This window comes from Pseudomonas sp. BF-R-01, assembly GCF_019946615.1.
GTDB lineage: Bacteria > Pseudomonadota > Gammaproteobacteria > Pseudomonadales > Pseudomonadaceae > Aquipseudomonas > Aquipseudomonas migulae.
Genome location: NZ_JAGYFX010000007.1, coordinates 39004 through 62621 on the forward strand (window position 1 = coordinate 39004; position 23618 = coordinate 62621).

Annotated in this window: 25 protein-coding genes, 4 tRNA genes and 1 pseudogene; 20 read left to right on the forward strand and 10 right to left on the reverse strand. The window is 57.4% G+C overall.

The window, feature by feature from the left end; all coding sequences use genetic code 11:
* Positions 1–87: 87 nt before the first annotated feature.
* The 6 genes from KGB27_RS04830 to KGB27_RS04855 all read left to right on the forward strand — a co-directional run bounded on the left by KGB27_RS04830 (position 88) and on the right by KGB27_RS04855 (position 4645).
* Positions 88–163: transfer RNA gene (locus tag KGB27_RS04830), tRNA-Val, on the forward strand.
* A 54-nt stretch (positions 164–217) separates the two neighbouring features.
* Positions 218–294: transfer RNA gene (locus KGB27_RS04835), tRNA-Asp, on the forward strand.
* A gap of 102 nt (positions 295–396) precedes the next feature.
* Positions 397–473: transfer RNA gene (locus tag KGB27_RS04840), tRNA-Asp, on the forward strand.
* A 248-nt stretch (positions 474–721) separates the two neighbouring features.
* Complete coding sequence (locus tag KGB27_RS04845) at positions 722–1231, forward strand: sigma-70 family RNA polymerase sigma factor (protein ID WP_223553350.1); 510 nt, start codon at positions 722–724, stop codon at positions 1229–1231.
* Positions 1228–2175, forward strand: a complete 948-nt coding sequence (locus KGB27_RS04850; protein ID WP_223553352.1) for a FecR domain-containing protein — start codon at positions 1228–1230, stop codon at positions 2173–2175. Before KGB27_RS04845 ends, KGB27_RS04850 begins: the two co-directional genes overlap by 4 nt.
* 67 nt (positions 2176–2242) lie before the next feature.
* A complete protein-coding gene (locus KGB27_RS04855) occupies positions 2243–4645 on the forward strand; it encodes a TonB-dependent receptor (protein WP_223553354.1) in 2403 nt (800 codons plus the stop codon).
* Between the two features lie 53 nt (positions 4646–4698).
* On the opposite strand, the gene KGB27_RS04860 is transcribed toward KGB27_RS04855, so the two are convergent.
* The gene (locus tag KGB27_RS04860; protein ID WP_223434820.1) at positions 4699–5982 is read right to left on the reverse strand and encodes an NAD(P)/FAD-dependent oxidoreductase; all 1284 of its coding nucleotides are present in this window, start codon (positions 5980–5982) and stop codon (positions 4699–4701) included.
* A 183-nt stretch (positions 5983–6165) separates the two neighbouring features.
* Between KGB27_RS04860 and KGB27_RS04865 the strand changes: the two genes are divergently transcribed.
* A tRNA-Val gene (locus tag KGB27_RS04865) sits at positions 6166–6242 on the forward strand.
* Positions 6243–6785: 543 nt separating this feature from the next.
* On the opposite strand, the gene KGB27_RS04870 is transcribed toward KGB27_RS04865, so the two are convergent.
* Complete coding sequence (locus KGB27_RS04870; RefSeq protein ID WP_223553356.1) at positions 6786–7808, reverse strand: acyltransferase family protein; 1023 nt, start codon at positions 7806–7808, stop codon at positions 6786–6788.
* 75 nt (positions 7809–7883) lie between these two features.
* On the opposite strand from KGB27_RS04870, the pseudogene KGB27_RS31520 reads away from it, so the two are divergent.
* Positions 7884–7991, forward strand: a pseudogene (locus KGB27_RS31520) (glycoside hydrolase family 19 protein); the annotation flags it as partial.
* 247 nt (positions 7992–8238) lie between these two features.
* Here KGB27_RS31520 and KGB27_RS04875 read toward each other — a convergent pair.
* Positions 8239–9186, reverse strand: a complete 948-nt coding sequence (locus tag KGB27_RS04875) for an SGNH/GDSL hydrolase family protein (protein ID WP_223553358.1) — start codon at positions 9184–9186, stop codon at positions 8239–8241.
* A gap of 239 nt (positions 9187–9425) precedes the next feature.
* Here KGB27_RS04875 and KGB27_RS04880 point away from each other — a divergent pair, with 239 nt between their 5' ends.
* Positions 9426–9881, forward strand: coding sequence for a DUF2214 family protein (locus tag KGB27_RS04880; protein WP_192226585.1), 456 nt, complete (start codon positions 9426–9428; stop codon positions 9879–9881).
* A 182-nt stretch (positions 9882–10063) separates the two neighbouring features.
* On the opposite strand, the gene csrA is transcribed toward KGB27_RS04880, so the two are convergent.
* Positions 10064–10255 carry a carbon storage regulator CsrA gene (gene csrA / locus KGB27_RS04885; RefSeq protein ID WP_008028241.1) on the reverse strand — a complete coding sequence of 64 codons (192 nt, stop codon included), beginning with the start codon at positions 10253–10255 and terminating at the stop codon, positions 10064–10066.
* A gap of 250 nt (positions 10256–10505) precedes the next feature.
* Here csrA and KGB27_RS04890 point away from each other — a divergent pair, with 250 nt between their 5' ends.
* Positions 10506–10871 carry an SPOR domain-containing protein gene (locus tag KGB27_RS04890; RefSeq protein WP_223434824.1) on the forward strand — a complete coding sequence of 122 codons (366 nt, stop codon included), beginning with the start codon at positions 10506–10508 and terminating at the stop codon, positions 10869–10871.
* Between the two features lie 101 nt (positions 10872–10972).
* Here KGB27_RS04890 and KGB27_RS04895 read toward each other — a convergent pair whose 3' ends face one another.
* From KGB27_RS04895 to KGB27_RS04905, 3 genes are all read right to left on the reverse strand, one after another.
* Positions 10973–11662 carry an endonuclease gene (locus tag KGB27_RS04895; protein ID WP_008028239.1) on the reverse strand — a complete coding sequence of 230 codons (690 nt, stop codon included), beginning with the start codon at positions 11660–11662 and terminating at the stop codon, positions 10973–10975.
* A gap of 4 nt (positions 11663–11666) precedes the next feature.
* Positions 11667–11957 carry a DUF1654 domain-containing protein gene (locus KGB27_RS04900; RefSeq protein ID WP_008037577.1) on the reverse strand — a complete coding sequence of 97 codons (291 nt, stop codon included), beginning with the start codon at positions 11955–11957 and terminating at the stop codon, positions 11667–11669.
* Positions 11958–12114: 157 nt separating this feature from the next.
* Entirely contained in the window at positions 12115–13203 is a 1089-nt protein-coding gene (locus tag KGB27_RS04905) for an asparaginase (RefSeq protein ID WP_008037575.1), read from the reverse strand.
* A 354-nt stretch (positions 13204–13557) separates the two neighbouring features.
* Here KGB27_RS04905 and KGB27_RS04910 point away from each other — a divergent pair, with 354 nt between their 5' ends.
* From KGB27_RS04910 to KGB27_RS04945, 8 genes are all read left to right on the forward strand, one after another.
* Positions 13558–14016 carry a hypothetical protein gene (locus tag KGB27_RS04910; protein ID WP_008037574.1) on the forward strand — a complete coding sequence of 153 codons (459 nt, stop codon included), beginning with the start codon at positions 13558–13560 and terminating at the stop codon, positions 14014–14016.
* A 186-nt stretch (positions 14017–14202) separates the two neighbouring features.
* On the forward strand, positions 14203–15156 hold the full coding sequence (locus KGB27_RS04915) for a sugar ABC transporter substrate-binding protein (RefSeq protein ID WP_008028234.1): 954 nt from the start codon (positions 14203–14205) through the stop codon (positions 15154–15156).
* Between the two features lie 56 nt (positions 15157–15212).
* Positions 15213–16766 (forward strand): sugar ABC transporter ATP-binding protein, encoded by a 1554-nt coding sequence (locus tag KGB27_RS04920; RefSeq protein ID WP_223553360.1) that lies wholly within the window; start codon positions 15213–15215, stop codon positions 16764–16766.
* Entirely contained in the window at positions 16763–17740 is a 978-nt protein-coding gene (locus tag KGB27_RS04925; RefSeq protein WP_008037572.1) for an ABC transporter permease, read from the forward strand. Before KGB27_RS04920 ends, KGB27_RS04925 begins: the two co-directional genes overlap by 4 nt.
* 3 nt (positions 17741–17743) lie before the next feature.
* Positions 17744–18763, forward strand: a complete 1020-nt coding sequence (locus tag KGB27_RS04930; RefSeq protein ID WP_223553362.1) for a LacI family DNA-binding transcriptional regulator — start codon at positions 17744–17746, stop codon at positions 18761–18763.
* Positions 18764–18804: 41 nt separating this feature from the next.
* Positions 18805–19722 (forward strand): ribokinase, encoded by a 918-nt coding sequence (rbsK, locus tag KGB27_RS04935; RefSeq protein ID WP_223434828.1) that lies wholly within the window; start codon positions 18805–18807, stop codon positions 19720–19722.
* On the forward strand, positions 19719–20123 hold the full coding sequence (gene rbsD / locus KGB27_RS04940; RefSeq protein WP_223553364.1) for a D-ribose pyranase: 405 nt from the start codon (positions 19719–19721) through the stop codon (positions 20121–20123). The genes rbsK and rbsD overlap by 4 nt, the downstream gene beginning before the upstream one ends.
* A gap of 43 nt (positions 20124–20166) precedes the next feature.
* On the forward strand, positions 20167–21195 hold the full coding sequence (locus tag KGB27_RS04945) for a nucleoside hydrolase (protein WP_008037564.1): 1029 nt from the start codon (positions 20167–20169) through the stop codon (positions 21193–21195).
* Positions 21196–21226: 31 nt separating this feature from the next.
* On the opposite strand, the gene KGB27_RS04950 is transcribed toward KGB27_RS04945, so the two are convergent.
* A complete protein-coding gene (locus tag KGB27_RS04950; RefSeq protein WP_008023978.1) occupies positions 21227–21439 on the reverse strand; it encodes a hypothetical protein in 213 nt (70 codons plus the stop codon).
* Between the two features lie 131 nt (positions 21440–21570).
* On the opposite strand from KGB27_RS04950, the gene KGB27_RS04955 reads away from it, so the two are divergent.
* Together KGB27_RS04955 and KGB27_RS04960 are read left to right on the forward strand one after the other, a co-directional pair.
* Positions 21571–21876 (forward strand): hypothetical protein, encoded by a 306-nt coding sequence (locus tag KGB27_RS04955; RefSeq protein ID WP_008023976.1) that lies wholly within the window; start codon positions 21571–21573, stop codon positions 21874–21876.
* 165 nt (positions 21877–22041) lie between these two features.
* Complete coding sequence (locus tag KGB27_RS04960) at positions 22042–22362, forward strand: I78 family peptidase inhibitor (RefSeq protein ID WP_008037562.1); 321 nt, start codon at positions 22042–22044, stop codon at positions 22360–22362.
* A gap of 72 nt (positions 22363–22434) precedes the next feature.
* On the opposite strand, the gene KGB27_RS04965 is transcribed toward KGB27_RS04960, so the two are convergent.
* Positions 22435–22647 carry a cold-shock protein gene (locus KGB27_RS04965; RefSeq protein ID WP_003179963.1) on the reverse strand — a complete coding sequence of 71 codons (213 nt, stop codon included), beginning with the start codon at positions 22645–22647 and terminating at the stop codon, positions 22435–22437.
* 292 nt (positions 22648–22939) lie between these two features.
* A complete protein-coding gene (locus KGB27_RS04970) occupies positions 22940–23242 on the reverse strand; it encodes a hypothetical protein (protein ID WP_008037560.1) in 303 nt (100 codons plus the stop codon).
* Between the last annotated feature and the right edge of the window lie 376 nt (positions 23243–23618).

A 23618-nucleotide genomic window follows, 5' to 3' on the forward strand; every position in this document is an offset into this window, starting at 1 on the left:
CGATTTTGTCTTTTTCAGAAAAACTTCAATCCTGCTATTGACTTAGCTTCGTTAGGTGCGTAAATTTCGCGGCCTCAGAGAAGCAAAGGGTGATTAGCTCAGCTGGGAGAGCGTCTGCCTTACAAGCAGAATGTCGGCGGTTCGATCCCGTCATCACCCACCACTTCTTGAGACTCTTGCGAAAGCAGGAGGGAAGCTGAAAAGCCTCCACCGACGCGCAGCGGTAGTTCAGTCGGTTAGAATACCGGCCTGTCACGCCGGGGGTCGCGGGTTCGAGTCCCGTCCGCTGCGCCATATTTTCCAAGTCAGGTTTATCCCTGATTTGAGATTGAAAGAGAGATTGAAAAGTCTCTGAGCTTCAATCAGACGAGTTAGGACGCAAGTCCAAAGCGATACGCAGCGGTAGTTCAGTCGGTTAGAATACCGGCCTGTCACGCCGGGGGTCGCGGGTTCGAGTCCCGTCCGCTGCGCCATATCTGCCTCAAGGCCCACTGAACGCCTTGGAGCTACGAAGAAGCCTCTGGTGATCTTCGAGTCGATAGCAAAGACCCTGGTCGAAAGACCGGGGTTTTTTGTGTCTGAAATTTGGCTTTTATACCACTTCACGCTTACCCATATGACCTTTCTGCACGTCCGCTGCATAAAGGGCTTCCTTCGTAGCTCTGACATTAATTAGAATCACTCTCATTTACGATAACTCCTTGGCACAGGGCTTCTTGAGATGAGTGATGCAGCGATGCCGAAGGAGCAAACCCTCCGCGACCTGTACCGCGATCACCGTGGCTGGCTGGAAGGCTGGTTGAGAAGGCGCATGGGCAACGGCTGTGATGCGGCGGATTTGAGCCAGGATACGTTTCTGCGTGTGCTCGCCAGCTCTCAGCGCATCGCTGACTTGCAAGAGCCCCGTGCCTATCTGCTGACCGTCGGCAAACGCCTGCTGAGCAACTTCTATCAGCGTCGCAGCCTTGAGCAAGCCTATCTGGCTGCGTTGGCGTCGATGCCTGAAGACTGTGCGCCATCACCCGAACAGCGCTGGCTGCTGCTGGAAACCCTGCAAGCACTGGATGAGCTGCTCGACGGACTGCCAAGGGCGGTGCGCCGAGCGTTTCTCTGGAGTCAGCTTGAAGGCTTGAACTACCAGCAAATCGCCGAGCGCCTGCGGGTGTCGGAGCGCACGATCAAACGTTACATGGCGCAAGCCTACGAGCATTGCCTGTTGGTGGAACTGTGAACAGTCAGTCTTCATCCGATCCCCGTCAGGCCGTCCGGGCTGCGGCACAATGGCTTGCGTTGCTCGAATCTGGTGGCGCCAATGAGCAGGACCGCGCGAACTTGCAGCGTTGGCGCGACACCTGCGCCAGTCACGAGCAGGCCTGGCAGAAGGCCCAGGCCTTGCGTCAGCGTTTCGCCGATCTGCCGTCGGCGCTGGCGCTGAGCAGCCTGGACCGCCCTGATCCTGGCCGACGCGCAGTGCTGAAGCGCGCATTGGGCGCCGTGGCGTTGGTGCCGGCGGCCTGGCTGATCAGTCGACAATTGCCTCTGGACGTCTGGCGTGCCGACCTGCACACCGCCACTGGCGAGCGCAAAAAGGTGCAGCTCGCCGATGGCAGTTCCTTGCAGCTCAATACCGCCAGTGCCGTCGATGTGGATGTGCAGAACCGCCGCGTGAAGCTGATAGAAGGCGAGCTGTCGCTGAAGGTGCCGGGCACGGCGCCGCTGACGATCCAGACGAAGTTCGGCAACGTAATCCTCAGCCAAAGCGAAGTCTGCGTACGCCAGGAGGCGCGCGGCTGTCGGGTGTCGGTGTTCAACGGTAGCGTGCAGTTGCAGCCCCTGCATGGGCCGGCACTGGCGTTGCGCGAGGGGCAGCAGGTCAGCCTTGAAGCGGCGGGTGTCGGCGCGATCACGCCATTCGATGCGCTTGCACCAGGTTGGCGTGAAGGCGTGCTGATGGCGAAGAACCAGCCGCTGGGGGATTTCCTGCGCGAACTCGGCACTTACCGACCGGGCGTTCTGCGCTGGGAGCCTGAACTGGAAACCCTGCGTGTCACCGGCAGTTTCCGTCTAGACGATACGGATCGCGTCCTCGCGCTGCTTGCGGCCAGCCTGCCGCTGGAGGTGCATTCCCGAACCCGCTACTGGGTCACGTTGCTGCCGCGCAAAAATAGTGTGTAAAGCCTGTCCCCTTTTTTCGACTCGCTTGTCATTCAAGGCATGTGAACGAATCAAGAGAGCAAATTCAATGCCTGCACCTTGTTATCCGCGTCTGCGTCCGTTGTTGCACCTGAGCCTGTTGTTGGGCCTGAGTGCCAGTCCATTGTTCATAACCGCAAGCTGGGCCGAAGACAGTGCCCGACGCAGTTATCAGGTGCCTGCCGGCAGCCTGAGTGATGCGCTGACCCGTTTCGCCGGGTTGTCCGGGGTCAATCTCTCGATTGACTCCGCGCTGGTCAGCGGTCGCAACAGTACCGGCCTGTCTGGCGATTACGCGGTCGAGGAGGGCTTTGCGCGACTGTTGCAGGGTTCCGGTCTGCAGTTGCAAGCGGTGGGCGAGCAGGCGTACATCCTGACCCCGGCGCCAGAAGGCAGCAGCCTGCAACTGGCCCCGACCTCGATTCTCGGTGCCGCCGGCGGAGCGGATGGCGAGGTGTATGCCGGCGGTCAGGTTGCGCGTCGCGGCTCGCAAGGTTTGCTGGGGTCGAAAGACTTCATGGAAACGCCGTTCAGCATGACCACCTACACCAGCGAGGCGGTCAAGAACTTGCAGGCGCGCACCCTGGGCGAGCTGATCGCCAGCGATCCTTCCGTTCGCGCCACCAACCCGGCCGGTGGGCGCTATGAGCAATTCACCATTCGCGGGTTCAGCCTGTTCAACAGTGATGTCGCCTACAACGGCCTCTACGGCGTTTTGCCGACCTATACGATCGACATGGAGATGGCCGACCGCGTCGACATTCTCAAAGGCCCGAGCCAGCTCATCAACGGCATCTCGCCGCGAGGTGCCGTGGGGGGCGGGATCAACGTGGTGCCCAAACGCGCGACCGACAAGCCGATCACTTCGTTTACCGGCAACTACGCGTCCGACAGCCAGACCGGCGGTGCCGTGGATATCGGCAGGCGCTTCGGTGAAGACAACAAGTTCGGCATTCGTTTCAACGGCGTAAAACAGTCCGGCGACACCGAATGGGATCACCAGAATGTCGACCGCGAGATGGCCGTGCTGGGGCTGGATTTTCGCGGTGAGCGCCTGCGACTTTCGACCGACCTGGGGCGCACCGAGCGCGATACCGACGCCCCGCAGGAGCGCGTGCAAGTCGGCGCTACCGCACAGGTTCCGCATGCCAGCGATGTCCGCCACAACTATGCGCAGCCCTGGAGCAAGGCGAGTACCAACGACACGTTCGGCACGGTGAACGGCGAATTCGATGTCAGCGATAACGTGATGCTGTACGGCGGTGTGGGCGCGCGCGAAAGCAATCATGACTTCCTCCGTCATGCCGTTGCGGTCACCAACAACCGGGGCGACTTTAGCGTTCAACCCCGTGACTTCACCCGAGACGAAAGTGTCCGGACGGCTACTGCCGGGGTGCGCAACTGGTTCCATACCGGGCCCGTGAGCCACGAGGTCAACCTGGCGGCCAGCTACTTCTACATGGATTTCGAAAATGGCGGCGCCCGTTATGCCACGGCCAACAGCAACCTCTATAACCCGGTGGTAACAGCGACACCTGTCAGGCCCACTCGACTCGATTCGAAGGTCTACACCGAGAACCGCTTCAGCGGTCTGGCGCTGTCCGACACGCTGGGGTTCTTCGATGATCGCCTGTTGCTGACCCTCGGCGCCCGCTGGCAGCGGGTGAAAGTTGATGACTGGACTGACAATGTCAAAGGCGACACGGCCTACGATGAAGAAAAGGTTTCGCCGTCGGGCGGCATCCTGTTCAAGGCAACCGACAAGCTGTCGCTGTACGCCAACTACATGGAAGGCTTGAGCCAGGGCAAGATCGCGCCATCGACTTCAGTGAACGAGGACGAAATCTTCCCGCCGTTCATCAGCCGGCAGGTCGAGGTCGGCGCAAAATATGACGCAGGTGCGTTCGCCGTGACCGCTGCGGTGTTCCGGATCAAGCAGCCGGCCTATGAAACCAACGCCACGACGCGCGTCTTCGGCCCGAACGGCAAGCGTCAAAACGAGGGCGTGGAACTGAGCGTGTTCGGTGAACCGCTCAAGGGTTTCCGTCTGCTCGGCGGTGTCATGTACATCGACAGCGAGTTGACTAACACCGCCAACGGCACGTTCGACGGTAACCGCGCGCCAGCGACGCCGGAATACAACGTCAACCTCGGCGCCGAGTGGGATGTGCCGACCATGCAGGGGCTGACCCTGACCAGCCGGGGCATCTATTCCAGCTCGCAGTATCTGGACCAGTCCAACGTCAAGGAAATCGATTCGTGGGAGCGTTTTGATGTAGGCGCCCGCTACGCGTTCAAGGTCGAGGAAAAGAACATCACCTTGCGCGCCAACATCGAGAACGTGGCGGGCAAGCGCTACTGGAGTTCGGCCGGTGCTTCGGATGACAGCGAGCCGGGATTGACGCTGTCGACGCCGCGCACGTACTTGCTTTCGGCGACTGTCGATTTCTGAATCGGACCTGTGGGAGCGAGCAGGCTCGCTCCCACAAAGTAGTGCGGTGTTGCTCAGTAGCCGAACCTGTCTCGCAATCCGTAGTACCAGGCGCCCAGCGCCGCAAACGGTGTGCGCAGCAATTGCCCGCCGGGGAAAGGGTAGTGCGGTAGGTCAGCAAACGCGTCAAAACGCTCAGCCTGACCGCGCAACGCTTCGGCCAACACTTTGCCCGCCAGGTGCGTGTACGTCACGCCGTGACCACTGCAACCCTGGGAGTAGTAGATGTTGTCGCCCAGGCGTCCGACCTGCGGAAGACGCGACAGGGTCAGCAGGAAATTGCCGGTCCAGGCGTAATCAATCTTCACGTCCTTGAGCTGCGGGAAAGCCTTGAGCATCTTCGGTCGGATGATCGCTTCAATATTCGCCGGGTCCCGCGCGCCGTACACCACGCCACCGCCGAAAACCAGGCGCTTGTCGCCGGTCAGACGGTAATAGTCGAGCAGGTAGTTGCAGTCTTCGACACAGTAATCCTGCGGCAACAGGCTCTTGGCCAACGCTTCGCCCAATGGCTCGGTGGTAATCACCTGCGTTCCACACGGCATCGACTTGGCTGCCAATTCCGGCACCAGATTACCGAGGTACGCGTTGCCCGCCACGATGATGAACCTGGCCCTGACCCTGCCTTGAGGCGTGTGCACTATCGGGGTTGCGCCGCGCTCGATGCGCACCGCCGGGGACTGCTCATAGATAGTGCCGCCCAACGACTCGACCGCCGCGGCTTCGCCGAGTACCAGGTTCAGCGGATGAATGTGCCCGCCGCTCATGTCGAGCATACCGCCAACGTATTGCTCGCAGTTCACTACTTCACGAATGCGGCGTTGATCCAGCAGCTCAAGCTGCGTGTGACCAAAACGCTCCCACAGACGCTTTTGCGATTCCAGATGGCCCATCTGCTTGCCGGTGAGCGCGGCGAACACTCCGCCGTCCTTCAGGTCGCACTGAATATTATATTTGGCGACCCGCTCACGAATGATCCGTCCACCCTCGAACGCCATCTGCCCCAACAACTGCGCCTGCTTGGGGCCAACGCTACGCTCGATCACATCGATGTCGCGGCTATAACTGTTAACGATCTGGCCACCGTTACGACCCGATGCACCAAAACCCACCTTGGCGGCTTCCAGCACCGTGACCTTGAAACCGTTTTCCAACAGAAACAGGGCAGAGGACAGACCGGTGTAACCGGCACCGATCACACAGACATCAGTCTCTACGTCACCCTGCAAGGCCGGGCGCGGCGGAACCGCATTGGCCGATGCGGCGTAGTAGGACTCTGGGTAGGGTGTGTTCGCCATCCTGCTGCCTCTGTTTAATATATTTTACGAGTGCATCGATCCTACCCGAGTTAAAAATCGACCGCCAGCCACCGCAAAATCTTCCTTGCAGCCGCGAAATTAAATATTTTGCATATTCATAGGGTTAGCTCGAAAAAAGGTGTTGACACCCCTCCGGAATTCCGTAGAATGCCGCCTCACAGCAGGCACGTAGCTCAGTTGGTTAGAGCACCACCTTGACATGGTGGGGGTCGTTGGTTCGAGTCCAATCGCGCCTACCAAACAAAATCCGCTCTGCTGGGCGGTCTAGAAGGGCTCACCGAAAGGTGGGCCCTTTTTTGTTGTATGCGATTTGAAAAACTCCCAGCTCAGAACGCCAATTCGGCACTTGCCTCCAGGTACTCGATCTTCTTTTCGTCGTGCCCCTCCTGATAGTGCTTCGTCATCCTCTCGTTCGCATGCCCCATCAACGCCTGAATGTACTCCTGTGGGAAGCTTGCTGCTCGTACAGCCATCTGAAGTGCGGATCTCGTGAAAAGAGGGGAGGCTCGCCGGCTGGCATATGGTCGTAGGCGCGCGCTGCATCCGGGGCCTTGCTGAGCTCCTTGGTCAGGTAGTGCGGGGTTGCCGACGCCCGGTGGTCCTTTGCGTCGATCTGTTCTCGGCGCCGCGCCTAGGGCTTGTAGTGGATCAGGTGTGGCGGCACCAGTGGCGACCGCTCCGTGAGCTGGAGCAGGCCAGGCAGCCTCTGAGGCTGGAGGGGAGGGGAGGCACACATTTTTCAAGGGTGTGCCTTGGCCGGAGATTGGTATGGATTCCTGTGGCTACGTTGGACTTGTAGCCTGTCTGGCGCTTTCCAATACCCTTTTTTTAGTAAGCTTCGAAATCGGCAGCTCGATGAAGGCAAAACTCCACCAAGAAAGCACCATAATCAAAGAGCAAGTAATTATTAGTGTAAGCGTCAGGTTTAAATCAAAGTGATTTTTTGCGCTCAGCATGTACCAAATCACTATCGGATGGATGAGGTATGTGGAGTACGAAAAATCACCTAATTTGGTAAGTATTGAAAGTTTAGGAAGATATCTTTCTTGCGATATGATCGCGATCACGATTATTGCGCTCGGAATCCCAAGCCGCATTGGGTCATGAGTGTCGGTGTCTGGCATTAATGCTACTGCTGCAATCGATATTGCTACCAGAGGAATGGCAGCCATCGGGTTGATTCGTTTAAGTAGCCCAAGCTGGTAAATGATGGATATTATTATCCCCAGCAAGAATTCATATACTATTGGGGCCCCGTAGAATAAGAACGATCCACCCATTTTTGGCAATATGTAAGTCGATATGATAACCCCGAAAAATATCGTAGGAGCTAGAAGAGCGCGGGGCAGGAAAAGAGATAAAAAGAATATCGCATAAAAAAGCACTTCGTAATTTAGCGTCCATCCTACTGTGAGGATCGGATATATTCCTATGCCAGACGGATTTGGGGTGGGAATGAAAAAAAGACTTTTTAGCAGGGATATGCTATCGACGCCCAATAAGGGCATTATGGATGGAGCCCAGTAAATCGTCGCAGCGGTAATAAGGGTGAAAATCCAGTATGCCGGTACTATTCGAGCGGCTCTTTGTATGAAAAACTCTCCAGGTGTCAACGGTCTCTGGGAGGCAGAAGTAAAAATGACAAAGCCACTGATTACGAAAAAAATATCAACCCCGATAGATCCGTATAGCGCGATGATATTTGATACTTCATTACTTTTTCCATAACCGAAAATCTGAATGTAGTGGTGGAATACTACAATCCATGCGGCGAGAGCTCTAAGAATCTGAACTGAATTTAGCATTACGATTTCATTCGAAAAAATTGAGTATACCGATAAGCGATCAAGTCCGCCTCTTCTCTGGTGGTCCCCACGGTCAATCGTCTGCTGCGGACGCCTGAGCTGCTGGAACAGACCGAGTGGGCGGCGAAGTCGGCGGCGTGGTTCTGGAATTCGAGAAGCCGGAACGTGCCGGCCGATCCCGGAATTTGAGGCGCGAGCGGCGAACGAAGCCGGGGAGCGCGAAAAAGGAACAATCCCTCAACAGTCAATCAACAAAGCGATTCAAGATGGTGTCTAGTCCTGAATAAGGTTTACACCTGTTTCAGGACTAGACACTGCGATTTGCAAAGCCCTCGCCGCGCTACATCATCAGGTCGGCTCTAGCCTTCATGTAAGCCGTGGGCTTACATTTGTCGGAACACCAAATGCCGGGACCTGGATCCGCCGATGGTTACTGAGCGACTTGATTAAAAGTTTTACGGATGTCGGTGCCGAGTATTTCGGTGATCTTTTGATAGCCTTCAAAGTTCGGATGGACTGTGTTATCCCAGAAATAGCTTTGGCTGTTTGGAAGCTTCCTGAACTCGGAGCCCAAGTCGATTATTTTGCAGTCGCATCCCTCGCCATTCCACGCAAGTAACAATCTGTTCACTTCTTCATTGTGTGCATCATGTTCGTCAAGCCGAGGAAGCAGGGTAGAGATGATGACCTGTCCGCCTTTTTCGTTCAGTGCCTTCGCGATCTCTTTCAGGTTTTCAATCGTTTTCGGTGGTGCCCAAAAATTCCAATCGTTTGTTCCTGCAAGCACAAAGTAATAATTGGATGGTTTGATTTTGTCCAGGCGGTCAATGACTTGCTGGGTATTGTTGCCACCTTCACCGGCATGTCCATAACCAACCACATCGGTGTGAGGACCTACAAACTGCACTCCAGGCAACTCTGGGGCGAGTAGGCAACGGAAATAACGGCCGTAGCTCCACCAGGTAATCGAGTCGCCTACCATCGTCAGGGTTTTAGCGTTTTTCACGGGTTCTGTTTTAAGGGCGTAAAACTCGTAGATCCCGGTTTTTTTCGGAGCTTTTCCGGATTCCCACTCAACGTTCCCGACATAAGAAACCCCGTCAATCAGGAAAGCCTCACCCACACGGAATCTCGCAGATGATTTGCCGGAATCCATTTCATAAAGAGTGTCAAAGTCGAACACTGCATTCTTGCCAGTGATGTCGCCGGTCTCCGGCGAGAATTTGATCGCGTCGGATTTCAGCCTTTTCGTCTCAAAAGACCCAATCAGGGTTTTCCCGACGATGGTCGTGGGTTGCATCTCGCAGGCTGCTTGCGCTGTAGAGGCGCACAGCATGAGGAAAAATATTATTTTGCGCATTGGAGCGATCAGATTCATGCCGAATGATGAGCAGGAGTCTACAAGGAGAATGATCGGGTGTCTGTCACATGGCCATCATTGCAAACAAGCGCAGCGCCGGCCTGAGTGAGGATCTTCTTTGCACCTGCTTGCAGCTCGCGAATGACTTTGTTTTCTGTTCTTCGTTTGCGTCTCCCGCGTGGGGGAGGGGGCAATCCCCGATTTTATGGGCTACTACTGACAGGCTGATCCAACTCAAGCCTGACTGGAGTATCTCGATGCTTGCCCACTGGTTTTTTGCGGCGATTCATCTCTTGGCTTACGCCCTGGGTTTCTGGGCCGTACTGACCCGCGGCAGCGCTTTTCGGCGGTTGGCCGCGGGGCTGGGTGAGGCGCGCAGCGTCTTGATTGCAGATAATCTGTGGGGCATTTCAGCGGTCATTCTGCTGGTCACCGGTGGGATGCGAGCCTTTGCCGGGTACGAAAAGGGCACTGACTACTATCTTCACCAGCCATTGTTTCATCTGAAGATGACACTTTTCGTACTGATTCTGCTACTTGAAATCGCGCCGATGATCACCCTGATCAAATGGCGGATTGCGCAGGCGCGTGGCGCAGCCATTGATGCCAGTCGTGCGAAGCTGTTCGCGCGGATCAGCCATATCGAAGCGCTGCTGGTGATGTTGATGGTCGTGGCGGCCACGGGCATGGCGCGGGGAGTGACGTTTGGTTAGCCGAGTACGAATGCATACTTCCCCAGGCTTAATCCGAAACGTCCGACAGCCATGACGTGAGGCATGCCGGTAGTATCGGCTTCACGTTCGGGGGTGGAGGATGCAGGAGTGATCGCTGTGCGTGAATCTTTAGCCAGCCGTGGTTCGGGGACGAACAGGCTGGCTACTGACTGCAGCAGGATTCAGGATTGCGGCTTGTCCGGGGCGGTCAGGCCTGCCTGAATGCGCTGATAGATTTCTTCGCGGTGTACCGCAACGTCTTTCGGGGCGTTGATGCCAATTCTGACTTGCTGGCCGCTTACGCCCAGAATGGTGATCGTAATGTCATCGCCAATATTTATGCTTTCACCGACTTTGCGGGTGAGTATCAGCATGGTCTTCTCCTTGATTGCTTTGTAGGGCACCTGATTCGGACAGTGCAGAGGTCGGTGGTATCTATAGATTAGTGCGAAGTTTCACGGTTTGGGTGCCTCTTTCTGACGCGCAGATGCTGCATTGATTCCCAAGGCGTAACTATACAGAGGCCGCCTCCATGATTCTCGTTGTTTTGCGCCCATTTTGCGGCACTCGAGAAGTATTCATGGGTGTTAAAATCTCCGCTTTCAGCATTCAGAGGGAAGCGTTGTGCGCAAAATGGCTTTGGTAATCGCAGTACTGGCATTGGCGGGATGCGGTGAGGATAAGCGCGCTGATGCGCCAAAGCCGCAGCCAGCCGTGGCGGCAGCACCGGCGGCGGTATCTGCGCCGCAGTGGGATCTGGAAGTGCGAGGTGAAATAACCCAGGCTGTCAGCGACCTGAGTGGCTGGCTGATCGAGCACAGTTTCGTTTCCAGCGTGATCAAGGAAAATGGCAAGACCCGCATCCTGATGGGGCCATTCAATTCCAAAGCCGAAGCTGAAGCCAAGCAGGAAGAAGTGCGCGCGGCACTGACCCGGGCGAAAAAACAGAACATCGAACTGCTGGTCATCGAGCATCCGGTGACTCAGTAAGGCGTCATCGGTCACCCAAACGCTTGGGTGCCAGCAGCACGATTGAAAACGAAAAAGGCCTGGGGCATTCAACCCCAGGCCTTTTTGTTTTCAACAAGCGCTTAACCGCAAGCTTTCATGTCCACCGGCCCGACAAACTCGTTGCCGCGCCCCATCACGCACGCCACGCTCTGGTTGCGCTGACGCTCCCAGGCCTGTACCGGATAGGTTTTGTTCCATGCTTCGTACAGTTGCCGATCCTGTTTCGACAGGCGCAAACCGTACTGCTTGCTCATGTAAAAGTAGGTCCGGGCGATCATTCCGCGAATGGAAGGGCGGGGCATGACCTTTTTGGCCTTGAAGTCGACCTGGGTCAGGCACGAACCGTATTGACCCGATTGCTCCGGCAGCCAGCCAAAACTGAAATTGCTGCGATCGCCATTCACCTCGCCGATGCTCGGCACCAGATTATGCAAGTCGGCCTCGGCCTTCTGGTAAGTCGGGTCGTAGCGAGTGCAGTTCTTGCGTCCGCCTTCCTGCCAGCACTGACGCTGATGGCCGATCTGCCAGGCGGGGACGATGTGTTCCCACTCGATGCGCGAAGCGCGCTTGGCATTTTTGCGTGGCACATATCCGCAGGCCGACAGGTCCACCTTGTTGCCGGTGTATTTACAGCCGCAATAGAACTCGGTGGATTGTGGGGCGTACAGCTTCCAGGCGACTTTCTTGGCTTCGTTGAAGGTGCGCGGGGCGTCAGCTTGCGCGCCCATCGCGAAGAGCAAAAACAGCAAAGCAAAAAAACGGACACTCATTGACTCAATCTTCCTTCGGCACAACCCAGAAAATCTGCACACCGCCATCGTCGCGGTAGGCGAGGGTGACGTTGTCGTTTTCGTCGATTTCTTCGAGTAGTTGCTCCCACTCATCCACTGGCTCGTCCGGAAGTCGGAAGATCAGGGCCGCCTTGGCTTTCTGGGCGGTGGGGGAGTTGATGATTTTCTGAACGCGCATACCCATGCGTACATAGGCATCAGGAGAGGCAGAGGTGGTGGCCACGGAATTGTCCTTATTAAGCTGTACGTGCATACAGTATTTAACTGTAGGCATTTTCGCAACTGCTTAAAATTCAAGAAAATCCTCTGACAGCAGTTTTTCCCGATTGGTGTAGGACGAAGGAGATTTTTTTATCAGATAGGAGGCCACTCGCCGCAGTGGGCGAGTGGTGAAAGCGGTGCCCGACCGGAACCGGTCGGGCGAGGGCGAATCAGTATTCCCAGAACATCCGTTGCAGCTCTTTGCTGTCGTTGGTCTTGGTCAGCGCGACCATGGCCAGGATGCGAGCCTTCTGTGGGTTCAGGTCATGGGCCACAACCCAGTCGTACTTGTCGTCAGGTTGTTCGGCGTTACGCAATACGAAGCCACCGGCGTTGACGTGGGAGGAGCGAATGATTTGCACGCCATCCTTGCGCAGGGCTTGCAGGGCTGGAACTACGCGCGAAGACACCGAACCGTTGCCGGTGCCCGCGTGGATGATGGCTTTGGCGCCGGATTGAGCCAGCGCTTTGTAGGCGGTATCACTCACGTTGCCGTAGGAATAGGCGATTTCGACGTCAGGCAGGCTCTTGATGTTCTTGATGTCGAACTCCGAGTCCATGGTGTGACGCTTGGCCGGAAGGCGGAACCAGTAGGATTTGCCTTCGACCACCATGCCGAGAGGACCCCAGGCACTTTTAAACGCCTCGGTCTTGATGTTGATCATCTTGCTGACGTCGCGACCCGACTGGATTTCATCGTTCATGGTCACCAGTACGCCTTTGCCGCGCGCGTCTTTGCTACCGGCCACGGCCACTGCGTTGTACAGGTTCAGCATGCCGTCTGCGGACATTGCGGTGCCTGGGCGCATGGAGCCCACGACGATGATCGGCTTGTCGGTTTTTTCCACCAGGTTCAGGAAGTAGGCAGTTTCTTCCAGGGTGTCGGTGCCGTGGGTGATGACGATGCCATCGACGTCTTTGCTGTCAGCCAGTTCGGCCACGCGGCGACCCAGTTGCAGCAGGTTGTCGTTGGTAATGCTTTCTGAGGCGATCTGCATGACCTGTTCGCCGCGAACATTGGCCAATTGGCTCAGTTCCGGAACGCCGGCGATCAACTGTTCGATGCCGACTTTCGCCGCTTGATACGTCGCGCTGTTGGCGGCGCTGGCGCCCGCGCCGGCAATGGTGCCGCCGGTGGCCAGGATCACCACGTTCGCCAGTTTCTGTTTGGTTTCGACTTCTTTCGCCTGAAGGGCTGTCGGAAGGAGTAGCAGGAGGGCCAAGGCGCCCGGAACAAAAGTCTTGAAAGCAGATGTCATTATTTTTCTCTCTAGTAGTGAGACGGTGCGGATGCAGGTTCATCTAGATGCGCCCCGGACAGATCTGAATGCCTGGGGTGAATGAGAGGGAGCAGGATCTGTACCAGTCATAACTGGAAATGAAAAATAGCTTTAACCCAATGATTTGTATCAATTATTCGGACTGTGTTGAGCGAGGTTTAAACGCTCTGTTGTCCGGTTTTCCGAATATGTTTGTCATTTGCGTTCGGCTCTCCGAAAAGGGCTACGGCTTCTGTTGAACAGGCCTTCTTGCCAGGCGGCAAATCATTGCTAAAGAAACCTGCGCGCAGGTCGATGCCTCTCTGAGGGATCTTTTTTTTTTCAGGAGTTCACATGTCGTTTTCGATAGGCTTTCCCAATGCAGGCGCAATCACCATCGGTGGCAAATCCACCGCAACGATCAAAGCCTTGAGCGAATCAACTTCCGAGGCTTCGACACTGGCGTTGGGTACCGAGGAGGAGGGTGGCGCCACCAAGGTCCGGACCGGCGGCGCGGTGATCGAAACGAAAACGGAGAGCGATAGCGAAAGCGGCAGCGACCAAAGCGTCGTGGTGAAGATGTTGCTCAAGCGTATGCAGGAGCTGCAGCAGCAACTGCGCGAACAACAGCAACAATTGGCGGCGGCTCAAGTGGCGAATTACCCGACACCGGAAGCCAAGACCGATGTCGTCATGTCGATTCAGGGGCAAATTGCCAACACCAGCGGGGCGCTGGCGGAAGTCACAGGCAATCTGGTCAAGGAGCTGGCCAAGAGCTCCGGCTCGGGCGGTGTGATCAGCACCACGGCATAAGCGGTTTTGTTACCGCAAGCACAAACCGTGTTTTTCGGCCGTTGACAAATAGCGGCAGGGTTCGCATAGTTCGGTCTACGCAAACGTTTGCGCGGCACTGCCGATGGCTTGTTCCATCGGTTTACGCGGTGAAACTTATGCCAGCGCAAGCGTTGCTCAGAATAATCATAAGATCGGAGTGAACCCATGAAGCTGCCATTCGCTGGACGTCTTCTCGCTGTCGCTATGCTGGCTGCCGCATCCGCCGCGTTGCCTGTCTCCTCGGCCTTCGCCGACACTGAAAAACCCAAAGTCGCACTGGTCATGAAATCCCTGGCCAACGAATTCTTCCTGACCATGGAAGACGGCGCCAAGGCCTACCAGAAAGATCACTCCGCCGATTTCGACCTGATCTCCAATGGCATCAAGGACGAAACGGACACTGCGGGCCAGACACGTATCGTCGAGCAAATGATTCTGGCCAAGGTCAATGCACTGGTGATCGCACCTGCTGACTCGAAGGCCATGGTCCCGGTGATCAAGAAAGCCATCGATGCCGGTATCACCGTGGTCAACATCGATAACCAGCTGGATCCAGCGGTCGTCAAAAGCAAAAACATCAATGTTCCATTCGTAGGCCCGGACAACCGCAAGGGTGCGCGTCTGGTGGGGGAGTACCTGGCCAAGCAGCTGAAGGCCGGTGACGAAGTCGGCATCATCGAAGGTGTGTCCACCACCACCAACGCCCAGGCTCGCACTGCAGGTTTCAAGGATGCGATGGAAGCGGCGCAGATCAAGGTCGTGTCCCTGCAATCCGGTGATTGGGAAATCGATAAAGGCAACAAGGTCGCCGCGTCGATCCTCAGCGAATACCCGCAAGTCAAAGCCCTGCTGGCCGGCAACGACAGCATGGCTGTCGGCGCAGTGTCTGCCGTGCGTGCCGCGGGCAAGGCCGGCAAGGTGCAAGTGGTCGGCTACGACAACATCAACGCCATCAAGCCGATGCTCAAGGATGGCCGTGTCCTGGCCACCGCTGACCAGTTCGCTGCCAGGCAAGCCGTGTTCGGCATCGAGACGGCGCTGAAGATCGTCAAGGGTGAGAAAGTCGACAGCGGCACCAACGGCGTAATCGAAACTCCGGTAGAGCTGGTTACCAAGTAGTCCTTCTGGCGACACAACGGTGCTCGCCCGTCCGGGCGAGCGCATGGAGAGTTTTTATGTCTGTTTGCGCTCCGAACGCTGTCCTCTCGGTCAGCGGTATCGGCAAGACCTACGCGCAGCCTGTTCTCACCGGTATCGACCTGACGCTGATACGCGGCGAAGTGTTGGCGCTGACCGGCGAGAACGGCGCCGGCAAAAGCACGCTGTCGAAGATCATTGGTGGATTGGTCACGCCGACCACCGGCCAGATGCAATTCCAGGGGCAGGATTACCGCCCCGGCAGCCGTACCCAGGCTGAAGACCTGGGTATTCGCATGGTCATGCAGGAACTCAATCTGTTGCCGACCCTGTCGGTGGCGGAAAACCTGTTTCTCGATAACCTGCCCAGCAACGGCGGCTGGATCAGTCGCAAGCAATTGCGCAAGGCCGCGATCGAAGCCATGGCACAGGTCGGGCTCGATGCGATCGACCCGGACACCCTCGTCGGCGAACTGGGCATCGGTCACCAGCAAATGGTCGAGATCGCCCGCAACCTGATCGGCGATTGCCATGTGCTGATCCTCGACGAACCGACCGCGATGCTGACGGCCCGTGAAGTCGAAATGCTGTTCGAGCAAATCACGCGCCTGCAGGCTCGTGGCGTGTCGATCATCTATATCTCCCATCGCCTCGAAGAGCTGGCGCGGGTGGCTCAGCGCATTGCGGTGTTACGCGACGGCAATCTGGTTTGCGTCGAGCCGATGGCCAACTACAACAGTGAGCAATTGGTGACCTTGATGGTTGGCCGTGAGCTCGGTGAACACATCGACATGGGCCCGCGCAACATCGGCGCGCCGGCGTTGACGGTCAAGGGGCTGACCCGCTCCGACAAAGTGCGCGACGTCTCCTTTGAAGTGCGCTCCGGCGAGATCTACGGGATCTCCGGTTTGATCGGGGCAGGGCGCACCGAGTTGCTACGCCTGATCTTCGGCGCCGACACAGCGGACAGCGGCACGGTTGCGCTGGGTTCGCCGGCACAGGTCGTGAGCATTCGTTCGCCGGCGGACGCGGTCGGTCATGGCATTGCCCTGATCACCGAAGACCGCAAGGGTGAGGGCTTGCTGCTGACGCAATCGATCAGCGCGAATATTGCCCTGGGTAACATGCCGGAGATTTCCCGCGGCGGTTTCGTCAACAACGGTGACGAGATGTCGTTGGCCCAGCGTCAGATCGACGCCATGCGCATCCGCAGTTCCAGCCCGACGCAATTGGTCTCGGAGTTGTCCGGCGGCAATCAGCAGAAAGTCGTGATCGGCCGTTGGCTGGAACGCGATTGTTCGGTGTTGCTGTTCGACGAGCCGACTCGCGGCATCGACGTCGGCGCCAAATTCGACATCTATGCACTGCTCGGTGAGCTGACTCGTCAGGGCAAGGCGCTGGTGGTGGTGTCCAGCGACCTGCGTGAATTGATGCTGATCTGCGACCGCATCGGCGTGCTGTCGGCGGGGCGCCTGATCGAGACATTCGAGCGCGACAGCTGGACCCAGGATGACTTGCTTGCCGCTGCTTTTGCCGGCTATCAAAAACGTGATGCGCTGCTCAACGAAGCAGCGCCTAGGGATCTTTCATGAAAACTGCAGCATCTGCCGGTAAACGTAGTGGCAATTTTTACGGCCTCGGCACCTATCTGGGCCTGGCCGGTGCCTTGCTGGCGATGGTCGCGCTGTTCTCGGTCCTGAGCAGCCATTTTCTGTCTTACGACACGTTCAGCACCCTGGCCAACCAGATTCCGGACTTGATGGTGCTGGCGGTCGGCATGACGTTCGTGTTGATCATCGGCGGCATCGACCTGTCGGTGGGCTCGGTGCTGGCACTCGCGGCGTCGACGGTCAGCGTGGCGATTCTCGGCTGGGGCTGGAGCGTATTGCCGGCAGCATTGCTCGGTATGGCGGCGGCCGCATTGGCAGGGACGATCACCGGTTCGATCACCGTGGCGTGGCGGATTCCTTCGTTCATCGTCTCCCTCGGCGTGCTGGAAATGGCGCGTGGTGTGGCGTATCAGATGACCGGCTCGCGCACTGCCTATATCGGTGATGCCTTTGCCTGGCTGTCCAACCCGATCGCCTTCGGCATTTCGCCGTCGTTCATCATTGCCTTGCTCATCATCTTCATTGCTCAGGCTGTGTTGACCCGCACGGTGTTCGGGCGCTACCTGATCGGTATCGGCACCAACGAAGAAGCCGTGCGTCTGGCAGGGATCAATCCGAAACCCTACAAGATTCTGGTGTTCAGTCTGATGGGGTTGCTGGCCGGTATTGCCGCGCTGTTCCAGATTTCCCGCCTGGAAGCGGCGGACCCGAATGCCGGTTCCGGCCTGGAGCTGCAAGTGATCGCCGCGGTGGTGATTGGCGGCACCAGCCTGATGGGCGGGCGCGGCTCGGTCATCAGCACGTTTTTCGGGGTGTTGATCATCTCGGTACTGGCGGCCGGTCTGGCGCAGATCGGCGCAACCGAGCCGACCAAACGCATCATCACCGGCGCGGTCATCGTGGTGGCGGTGGTGCTTGATACCTATCGCAGTCAGCGCGCAAGCCGGCGGACCTGAGTCATGGCAACAATCAAGGATGTGGCAGCGCTCGCGGGGATTTCCTACACCACGGTTTCCCATGTGGTGAACAAGACCCGGCCCGTCAGCGAAGAAGTGCGGATCAAGGTCGAAGCGGCAATCAAAAGTCTCGACTACGTGCCCAGCGCCGTGGCCCGCTCATTAAAAGCCAAGACCACTGCGACCATCGGTCTGTTGGTGCCCAACAGCCTCAACCCATACTTCGCCGAACTGGCGCGTGGCATCGAGGATTGCTGCGAGCGCAATGGCTATTGCGTGATCCTCTGCAACTCCGATGACAACCCGGACAAGCAACGCAGCTACCTGCGCGTGTTGTTGGAAAAACGCATAGACGGGCTGATCGTGGCATCGGCCGGTGGGGATGCCGTGCTGGCAGAAGGTCTGGCGGGCGTGCGCACGCCGATGGTGATTGTCGACCGTGGGCTGGAAGGGGTTGATGCGGACCTGGTGCGCATCGATCATGAGTACGGCGCTTATCTGGCGACCCGCCATCTTCTGGAATTGGGGCATCGGGACATCGCCACCATTGGCGGGCCGGCCAGTACCAGCGTCGCGCAGATGCGTTTGGCAGGTTATTGCCGCGCCTTGAAAGAGGCGGGCGTCGAAGTGCCTCGCGAACGCATACTGGAAAGCGACTTCACCAGTACCGGCGGTTACAGCGCGGCCGCGATCCTCCTGGAAAACAATCCGCCCAGCGCTATCTTCGCCGGTAACGACATGATCGGCATCGGCGTGTTGCGCGCCGCCGCCGAGCGCAATATTCGTGTGCCGAGCGAACTGTCGGTGATTGGCTTCGACGATATCCAGATGAGCCGTTATGTCTACCCGGCGCTGACCACTGTGGGGCAGTCGATCCTGCAGCTCGGCGAGATGGCGGCCGAAGTGCTGTTGCGCAGGATCGCCACACCGGCCATGGCCACCGATCAACGGATCGTGACGCCCAGCATTGTGCTGCGCGAATCGACTGCGCCGCTGGCCGGTGTGTTTGACCACTTCCGTTAAACAGAAAGCACCGTTGAAATTGCATTTATGAGTAGTGATGTATGCCAGCAAAAGTAGTGGTGATAGGCAGCCTGAACATGGACCTGGTGACCCGGGCCTCCCGACTGCCCCGTGGCGGTGAAACGCTGATTGGTGAGTCGTTTGCCACGGTCTCCGGTGGCAAGGGTGCCAATCAGGCGGTTGCTGCGGCGCGACTGGGTGCGCAGGTGTCGATGGTCGGTTGCGTGGGCAGCGATGCCTATGGCGAGGAACTGCGCGGAGCGCTGTTGGCCGACCGTATCGATTGTCAGGCGGTCAGCACCGTCGATGGTGCCAGCGGTGTGGCGTTGATTGTGGTCGATGACAACAGCCAGAACGCGATCGTGATTGTCGCCGGTGCCAACGGTGCATTGACGCCGGCAGTGATTGATCGCTTCGATGCGGTGTTGCAGGCAGCGGATGTGATCATCTGTCAGCTCGAAGTGCCGGATGCCACGGTCGGTCATGCGCTCAAGCGCGGTCGTGAACTGGGGAAAACCGTGATTCTCAACCCGGCGCCCGCCAGCCGACCGTTGCCGGCAGACTGGTATGCGGCCATCGACTATCTGATCCCTAACGAGAGCGAGGCCTCGGCCCTTAGCGGTTTGCCGGTGGATTCACTGGAAACCGCCGAAGTCGCGGCGACCCGATTGATCGCCATGGGGGCCGGCAAGGTGATCATCACCCTCGGTGCCCAAGGCTCGCTGTTTGCCAATGGAAGCAGCTTCGAACACTTTCCGGCGCCGAAGGTAAAGGCGGTCGATACCACGGCGGCGGGCGATACCTTTGTCGGCGGTTTTGCTGCTGCACTGGCCGCCGGCAAAAACGAGGCGCAAGCGATCCGTTTTGGTCAGGTCGCTGCGGCGCTGTCTGTGACCCGTGCCGGCGCGCAACCCTCGATCCCTACTTTGTCCGACGTACAGGCCTTTAAAGCACCATGAAAAAAACACCGTTGCTCAACATCGCGCTGTCGCGACTGATCGCTTCCCTGGGGCATGGCGACATGGTCGTGATTGGCGATGCCGGCCTGCCGGTTCCGCCGGGTGTCGAGCTGATCGACCTGGCCTTGACCCACGGCGTTCCGGATTTCATCAGCACGTTGAAGGTTGTGCTCAGCGAAATGCAGGTCGAAAGCCACGTCTTGGCCCTGGAAATTATGGACAAACAGCCGTCGGCGCTGGTGACGCTGGATGAGCTGAATGCCGAAGGTTCGCTGGGCCGGCGTGAGCTGCTCAGTCATGACCAATTCAAAGTCCTGAGCCGAAAGGCGCGGGCGATTGTTCGTACAGGCGAATGTCAGCCGTACTGCAACGTCGTGCTGGTGGCCGGGGTCACGTTCTGATTCGTTTTCGTCTGTCTGCTTTTCCACGCACAAGGAGTGCGCTATGTACCGCTATGCTCAGAAACTGCACCATCTGCTCCGGAGTCTGCTGCTTTTGTCCCTGATTACCGCAACAAGCGCCCAGGCGGCGGAAAAGATCGACTTGATCATCGACACCGACCCGGGTGCCGACGACGTGGTCGCTTTGCTGTTTGCGCTGGCGTCACCAGAAGAACTGAACATCCGCGCGTTGACCACCGTCGCCGGCAACGTACGTCTGGACAAGACCTCGCGTAATGCCCGGCTGGCCCGCGAGTGGGCGGGGCGCGAGGATGTGCCGGTTTATGCCGGTGCGCCGAAACCGCTGATGCGTACGCCGATTTATGCCGAGAACATTCATGGTAAGGAAGGCCTGTCTGGCGTCACCGTGCATGAGCCGAAGCAAGGTTTGGCAAAGGGTAATGCAGTCAATTACCTGATCGACACCTTGAAAACCGCCAAACCCCACAGCATCACCATCGCTATGCTCGGTCCACAGACCAACCTGGCGCTGGCGCTGATCCAGGAGCCCGAAATCGTTCAGGGCATCAAGGAAGTGGTGATCATGGGTGGTGCTCACTTCAACGGGGGCAACATCACCCCGGTGGCCGAGTTCAACCTGTTCGCCGACCCGCAGGCTGCTGAAGTAGTGCTGAAAAGTGGCGTCAAACTGACCTATCTGCCATTGGACGTGACCCACAAGATCCTCACCAGCGAAGCGCGCCTGAAGCAGATCGCCGCACTGAACAACAATGCCAGCAAGCTGGTGGGCGATATTCTCAACGAGTACGTTAAGGGTGACATGGAGCACTACGGCCTTCCGGGTGGCCCGGTGCATGACGCGACGGTCATTGCCTACCTGCTCAAGCCGGAGCTGTTCACTGGCCGTTCGGTCAATGTGGTGGTTGATAGCCGCGAAGGCCCGACCTTCGGTCAAACCATCGTCGACTGGTATGACGGCCTGAAAGCACCGAAAAACGCTTTCTGGGTCGAAAGCGGTGATGCCCAGGGTTTCTTCGACCTGCTGACCCAGCGTCTGGCTCGTCTGAAGTAAGTTGCACACCCGCAGGTGCCAGCCTGCGGGGTTACTCCCTTTCGTTGTATTCAGCGCCCTTGTAGTCGGCCGGGTACTTCTCGAATACCTGCGCGATGAAGGTTTGCGCCGCTTCAGTCCCCAGCTCCTTGACCAATAGATCGATACCAATGATTGCCAGCTCTTCCGGACTGCCCGGGCTGTAAGAGCTGTGGCCTTGTGGCCACTTGGCTTTGATGTCGGCGTCGATGCTTACGGTGGTCATGTTGGCGCTCGTGAATTCGGGAAAGTCTGGGTGTGAGTTAAGCATTTTGCAGAGTGTTTGGCACTCCGACTTAGGCATGAGGGAAAGGCTATGCGACACTTGGGTTTTGATGATTTTTCAAGGACCGTGCTGTGCAGATTGATTTGAACTCTCCTGACGGCTTGACCCTTGAGGCAGTGCGCCAGCTGCTGGCCTCTGCCAGTGATGATGAGCACACCCAATTGCGGGTGACCAAGGGCGGCATCGCTTACATTTCATCGGGTGTCGTGGGCGGCACGGACATCGGCGGGCTGCTGTTTCGTCTGGAGACGTGGGCCAAGGGCTCGGGGTATGTGGGATTGGTCGCGGCCAGTGACGAGGTGTGGGTCATGCAGATCTTCAATGCGCTGAAAGAGAACTGGCCATCACCACCATTCGATTACATCGATATTTATTGAGCGCAGGTCATATTCAGTCACGATTGCGGGGTGAATGACCGGGAGTGCTCAGGCAAACTCGCCGCTTGTCCGGGGCGAGGGCAGGGCGCTGGCGCTGCCTGTGAAACCAAACGCCAGATTGGCGGTCGCACGATCTCAGCTTAACTATTGAAAAAAGGAGGCTTCATGCCTTGGAAGCTCGCGTCATTGGGTACTTTGTTGGCCGCTAGTCTGCTGGCAGGTTGCAGCAGCACATCTACCGAATCGGCAACAGACCCTGTCACGACGACGGATACCGGCCACAGTCGATGCGAAGCAAAGGCTGCCGAATTCACCATTGGCAAAAAGGCTTCGCCCGCGCTGCTGGAACAGGCACGTGTTCGAGCAGGCGCGCAGAATGCCCGTATCCTCAAGCCTGACGATATGGTGACGCTGGAGTACCGCTCCGACCGCTTGAACCTGAACACCGATGCCAACCTGGTGATCACGCGCATCAACTGCGGCTGATAGCGTCCGGCTTTTGCTTCACCCATAAAAAACCCCGTCACATGGACGGGGTTTTTTTAGTGCGCCGAGAAATTACTCTGGGCGAACTTGAGCAGCTTGCATACCCTTTTGGCCTTTCTCAGCCACGAAGGAAACAGTCTGGCCTTCTTTCAGGCTTTTGAAACCGTCGCTTTCGATAGCTTTGAAGTGTACGAACAGGTCGTCACCGCCACCTTGAGGAGTGATGAAGCCGAAGCCTTTTTCATCGTTGAACCATTTAACGGTGCCGGTTTGGCGATTAGACATGGTGTATCTCCAAGAAACATATATTTTCAGTAGTACTGTGCTGCTCAGGCCAACTGGGCACACCGGGGTATCATAGTCGAAATGTTCGCTTTGGGAGCCCCCCGGACGTGCTGTTTGCCCTACAGTCGCGCTTTCTTTGTTGCCTGATGTGGCTGAAAGCCCCGATTTAAAAGGCTTTCAGCCGAAAGTAAAGACGATAAAAAAACCTGTAAAACCTGCATAAATTGTCGAAAAAGGCGGTTTTCAGATGCCTTTTGCCGGCACCAAACCCTTTTTTGACGCCTTGTCGGGCTTATTTTTTCTGCGGATTATTGGCCTTGCACTTGGAAATCTGGGTCAGGGCCTGTTGTTTCAGGGCGTCACTGGCCTGGTTGTCCATCAACGACTGAATGTCGCTGGCCGGGTATGACTTGATTGCATCGGCACCACAAGCGCAGTGGGCTTTTGCAGCCGCAGCGCCGATCTGAGGGGTGGCCGCTTCGGTGCACTGAGCCATGTATTTCTCGCGCTCGCCCTTCGGCCAATCGGCATGGGCGGCCAACGGCAGCAACAGGACGATGGGGGCGACTACTGCGAACAAACGATTCAGACGCATGCTGGGATGCTCCTTGTGGGTCAATGTCTTGTTATCTGAGGGGTAAAGCGGGGTTCAAGTTCAGCACTCTGGCATAAAAAGGACTGATTTGCCCCAGCAGAAAACCTCGGCACCGCGACGACCGTTCATCTGTGCTAGCATGCCTGGCTCGAGTATTTGCAAGCTCCGCAGACCTTCAGTCGCGGTGGCGGCAGATGTTCGAATAACCCTGATTTGAATCCCAGTCACTCTGGTTCGGTTTTCCGGTTTTCCGGTTGGCCGCAAGGCTCCTGCCGCTGTAAGGCAGGCGTTCGTCATTGAATGGCCTGGACCGGATCTTGTACTGGCTCATCCCAACCCACGTGACCTTTGGTAGGGGTCACCACTAGGAGAGGAG